Genomic DNA, 2,500 nt, shown 5'->3' with positions numbered 1-2,500 from the left:
GCGAGTTTCTGTCCGTAGCAAGCTTAAGCCGATAGGTGTAGGCGTAGCGAAAGCGAGTCTGAATAGGGCGACTGAGTTACTGGTAGAAGACCCGAAACCGAGTGATCTAGCCATGGCCAGGCTGAAGGTGCGGTAACACGCACTGGAGGGCCGAACCCACGCCTGTTGAAAAAGTCGGGGATGAGCTGTGGCTAGGGGTGAAAGGCCAATCAAACTCGGAGATAGCTGGTTCTCCGCGAAATCTATTGAGGTAGATCGTCGTGTATTGCCCTCGGGGGTAGAGCACTGGATGGGCTAGGGGGGCCCAAAGCCTTACCACACCTAACCAAACTCCGAATACCGAGGAGTATGAGCACGGCAGACAGACAGTGGGTGCTAAGGTCCATTGTCGAGAGGGAAACAGCCCAGACCACCAGCTAAGGCCCCTAAATCGTGGCTAAGTGGGAAAGGATGTGGGGATTCCAAAACAACCAGGAGGTTGGCTTAGAAGCAGCCATCCTTTAAAGAAAGCGTAATAGCTCACTGGTCTAATAGAAACCCTGCGCCGAAAATGTAACGGGGCTCAAGCCACGTGCCGAAGCTGTGGGTGCATAGTTTACTATGCGCGGTAGCGGAGCGTTCTGTAAGCCTGCGAAGGAGACGGGGTGACCCTCTCTGGAGGTATCAGAAGTGCGAATGCTGACATGAGTAGCGACAAACAGTGCGAGAAACACTGTCGCCGAAAGTCCAAGGGTTCCTGCGCAAGGTTAATCCACGCAGGGTGAGCCGGCCCCTAAGGCGAGGGCGAAAGCCGTAGTCGATGGGAATTAGGTTAATAGTCCTAAGCCTGCTAGAAGTGACGAACGAGATATGTTGTCAGCTCTTAACGGATTGAGCTGGCTTTTGGACCGTTCCAGGAAATAGCTCTAGCATATAGACCGTACCCGAAACCGACACAGGTGGACTGGTAGAGAATACCAAGGCGCTTGAGAGAACGATGCTGAAGGAACTAGGCAAATTGCTCGTGTAACTTCGGAAGAAACGAGACCCGTTAGTGGGTAACCATTAGCGGGTGGCACAGACCAGGGGGTAGCGACTGTTTAGTAAAAACACAGGACTCTGCGAAATCGAAAGATGACGTATAGGGTCTGACGCCTGCCCGGTGCCGGAAGGTTAAGAGGAGATGTGCAAGCGTCGAATCGAAGCCCCGGTAAACGGCGGCCGTAACTATAACGGTCCTAAGGTAGCGAAATTCCTTGTCGGGTAAGTTCCGACCTGCACGAATGGCGTAACGACTTCCCCGCTGTCTCCAGCATCGGCTCAGCGAAATTGAACTCCCCGTGAAGATGCGGGGTACCCGCGGTCAGACGGAAAGACCCTATGAACCTTTACTGCAGCTTTACAGTGGTATCAGGAAAGTTTTGTGTAGGATAGGTGGGAGGCTTTGAAACCCGGGCGCCAGCTCAGGTGGAGCCATCCTTGAAATACCACCCTGAACTTTTCTGATATCTAACCGAGACCAGTTAGCCTGGTCCGGGACCCTGTATGGTGGGCAGTTTGACTGGGGCGGTCGCCTCCCAAAGAATAACGGAGGCGCGCGATGGTGGGCTCAGGCCGGTCGGAAACCGGCTGTCGAGTGCAATGGCATAAGCCCGCCTGACTGCGAGAGTGACAGCTCGAGCAGAGACGAAAGTCGGCCATAGTGATCCGGTGGTCCCGCGTGGATGGGCCATCGCTCAACGGATAAAAGGTACTCTAGGGATAACAGGCTGATCTCCCCCAAGAGTCCACATCGACGGGGAGGTTTGGCACCTCGATGTCGGCTCATCACATCCTGGGGCTGGAGCAGGTCCCAAGGGTTCGGCTGTTCGCCGATTAAAGTGGTACGTGAGCTGGGTTTAGAACGTCGTGAGACAGTTCGGTCCCTATCTGCCGTGGGTGTAAGAGACTTGAGAGGATTTGTCCCTAGTACGAGAGGACCGGGATGAACGAACCTCTGGTGCACCGGTTGTCGCGCCAGCGGCACAGCCGGGTAGCTAAGTTCGGAATGGATAACCGCTGAAAGCATCTAAGCGGGAAACCAGCCTCAAAACTAGGTCTCACAGGGCCGTCCAAGACCAGGACGTCGATAGGTCAGGTGTGAAAGCATGGTAACATGTGTAGCTAACTGATCCTAATCGCCCATATCTCTCACACACTAAAACACATGCACAGTAGTCAGTCACACTCATAAAACACCAACCAACACCCCCAAACACCCATAGGGTGAGCGGGAAGACCTGGTGGCTATGGCGGAGGATCCAAACCCGATCCCATCCCGAACTCGGCCGTTAAAGCCTCCAGCGCCTATGATACTGCTTCTTAAGAAGCGGAAAAGTCGGTCGCCGCCAGGTCCCCTCGCTCACCCTCTCTCTATATATACCACCCACTACCGCGGGGTGGAGCAGCCCGGTAGCTCGTCAGGCTCATAACCTGAAGGTCGTAGGTTCAAATCCTACCCCCGCATCCAAATATACACCCC

1 tRNA gene and 2 rRNA genes (1 of these 3 cut by a window edge) are annotated in these 2,500 nt (G+C 54.6%); all 3 read left to right on the top strand.

From position 1 onward, the window contains the following. Positions 1-2,176, top strand: a 23S ribosomal RNA gene (locus CPA57_RS08880) (it extends 561 nt beyond the left edge of the window). 81 nt (positions 2,177-2,257) lie between these two features. Then, positions 2,258-2,372: ribosomal RNA gene (gene rrf / locus CPA57_RS08875) — 5S ribosomal RNA — on the top strand. A gap of 39 nt (positions 2,373-2,411) precedes the next feature. Continuing rightward, positions 2,412-2,488: transfer RNA gene (locus CPA57_RS08870), tRNA-Met, on the top strand. The last annotated feature ends 12 nt before the right edge of the window (positions 2,489-2,500 follow it).

Origin of the sequence: Bombella favorum (assembly GCF_014048475.1) — a bacterium.
GTDB classification, from domain to species: domain Bacteria; phylum Pseudomonadota; class Alphaproteobacteria; order Acetobacterales; family Acetobacteraceae; genus Bombella; species Bombella favorum.
Note: the sequence above shows the minus strand (reverse complement) of the source record. Positions and strands in the feature narration are given on the sequence as shown.